Genomic DNA, 2,862 nt, shown 5'->3' with positions numbered 1-2,862 from the left:
GCTGTGCCGGTTTCACCGACACTTCTTGGGGTTGTATGGTTAAGTGACTAAGCGTACATGGTGGATGCCTTGGCAGTCAGAGGCGATGAAGGACGTACTAACCTGCGATAAGCTGTGAGAAGTCGGTAAGAGACGCTATTACTCACAGATTTCCGAATGGGGAAACCCACCCGAGATAACTCGGGTATCTGTTACTGAATACATAGGTAACAGAGGCGAACCGGGAGAACTGAAACATCTAAGTACCCCGAGGAAAAGAAATCAACCGAGATTCCCTCAGTAGCGGCGAGCGAACGGGGATTAGCCCTTAAGCATCTTGGAAGTTAGTGGAACGGTCCTGGAAAGGCCGGCGATACAGGGTGATAGCCCCGTACACGAAAACAACCTTGATGTGAAATCGAGTAGGGCGGGACACGTGACATCCTGTCTGAATATGGGGGGACCATCCTCCAAGGCTAAATACTCCTGACTGACCGATAGTGAACCAGTACCGTGAGGGAAAGGCGAAAAGAACCCCTGTGAGGGGAGTGAAATAGAACCTGAAACCGTGTACGTACAAGCAGTGGGAGCCCTTCGGGGTGACTGCGTACCTTTTGTATAATGGGTCAGCGACTTACATTTTGTAGCGAGGTTAACCGTATAGGGGAGCCGTAGGGAAACCGAGTCTTAACTGGGCGTCTAGTTGCAAGGTGTAGACCCGAAACCGGGTGATCTAGCCATGGGCAGGTTGAAGGTTGAGTAACATCAACTGGAGGACCGAACCCACTAACGTTGCAAAGTTAGGGGATGACCTGTGGCTGGGGGTGAAAGGCCAATCAAACTCGGAGATAGCTGGTTCTCCCCGAAAGCTATTTAGGTAGCGCCTCGGACGAATACTACTGGGGGTAGAGCACTGTTTGGGCTAGGGGGTCATCCCGACTTACCAACCCCATGCAAACTCCGAATACCAGTAAGTAATATCCGGGAGACACACGGCGGGTGCTAACGTCCGTCGTGAAGAGGGAAACAACCCAGACCGCCGGCTAAGGTCCCAAAGTTCTGGTTAAGTGGGAAACGATGTGGGAAGGCTCAGACAGCTAGGATGTTGGCTTAGAAGCAGCCATCATTTAAAGAAAGCGTAATAGCTCACTAGTCGAGTCGGCCTGCGCGGAAGATGTAACGGGGCTCAAACCAGGCACCGAAGCCGCGGATTCACACTTATGTGTGAGTGGTAGGGGAGCGTTCTGTAAGTCTGCGAAGGTGTATCGAGAGGTATGCTGGAGATATCAGAAGTGCGAATGCTGACGTAAGTAACGATAAAGGGGGTGAAAAGCCTCCTCGCCGGAAGACCAAGGGTTCCTGTCCAACGTTAATCGGGGCAGGGTGAGTCGACCCCTAAGGCGAGGCCGAAAGGCGTAGTCGATGGGAAGCAGGTTAATATTCCTGCACGACTTGTAATTGCGATGGGGGGACGGAGAAGGCTAGGTGGGCCAGGCGACGGTTGTCCTGGTGAAAGTGCGTAGGTGGTGTTTCTAGGCAAATCCGGAGACACAACACTGAGACACGAGACGAACACACTACGGTGTGGAAGCCATTGATGCCCTGCTTCCAGGAAAAGCCTCTAAGCTTCAGATTACAAGTCATCGTACCCCAAACCGACACAGGTGGTCGGGTAGAGAATACCAAGGCGCTTGAGAGAACTCGGGTGAAGGAACTAGGCAAAATAGAACCGTAACTTCGGGAGAAGGTTCGCTCTTGACAGTGAAGTCCCTCGCGGATGGAGCAGTTGGGAGTCGCAGTGACCAGATGGCTGGGACTGTTTATCAAAAACACAGCACTCTGCAAACACGAAAGTGGACGTATAGGGTGTGACACCTGCCCGGTGCCGGAAGGTTAATTGATGGGGTTAGCGCAAGCGAAGCTCTTGATCGAAGCCCCGGTAAACGGCGGCCGTAACTATAACGGTCCTAAGGTAGCGAAATTCCTTGTCGGGTAAGTTCCGACCTGCACGAATGGTGTAACCATGGCCATGCTGTCTCCACCCGAGACTCAGTGAAATCGAATTCGCCGTGAAGATGCGGTGTACCCGCGGCTAGACGGAAAGACCCCGTGAACCTTTACTACAGCTTGGCACTGAACATTGAACCTACATGTGTAGGATAGGTGGGAGGCTTTGAAGGCGTGACGCCAGTTGCGCTGGAGCCGTCCTTGAAATACCACCCTTGTATGTTTGATGTTCTAACGCAGGGCCCTGAATCGGGCTCGCGGACAGTGCCTGGTGGGTAGTTTGACTGGGGCGGTCTCCTCCCAAAGAGTAACGGAGGAGCACGAAGGTTGGCTAATCCTGGTCGGACATCAGGAGGTTAGTGCAATGGCATAAGCCAGCTTAACTGCGAGACGGACAGGTCGAGCAGGTACGAAAGTAGGTCATAGTGATCCGGTGGTTCTGAATGGAAGGGCCATCGCTCAACGGATAAAAGGTACTCCGGGGATAACAGGCTGATACCGCCCAAGAGTTCATATCGACGGCGGTGTTTGGCACCTCGATGTCGGCTCATCACATCCTGGGGCTGAAGTCGGTCCCAAGGGTATGGCTGTTCGCCATTTAAAGTGGTACGCGAGCTGGGTTCAGAACGTCGTGAGACAGTTCGGTCCCTATCTGCCGTGGGCGTTGGATGATTGAAGGGAGTTGCTCCTAGTACGAGAGGACCGGAGTGAACGAACCTCTGGTGTTCGGGTTGTCACGCCAGTGGCACTGCCCGGTAGCTAAGTTCGGAATCGATAACCGCTGAAAGCATCTAAGCGGGAAGCGAGCCCTGAGATGAGTCATCCCTGACCCCTTGAGGGTCCTAAAGGGCCGTTGGAGACCACAACGTTGATAGG

General features: G+C 53.3%; 1 rRNA gene. It reads left to right on the top strand.

The features are described from left to right. Positions 1-37: 37 nt before the first annotated feature. Positions 38-2,862, top strand: a 23S ribosomal RNA gene (locus tag AB5Y84_RS00010); the annotation flags it as partial.

The organism is Aeromonas sp. s11, assembly GCF_040907945.1.
GTDB lineage: Bacteria > Pseudomonadota > Gammaproteobacteria > Enterobacterales > Aeromonadaceae > Aeromonas > Aeromonas veronii.
The sequence above is the reverse complement of the archived record's forward strand: the minus strand, read 5'-3'. Positions and strand labels throughout refer to the sequence as shown.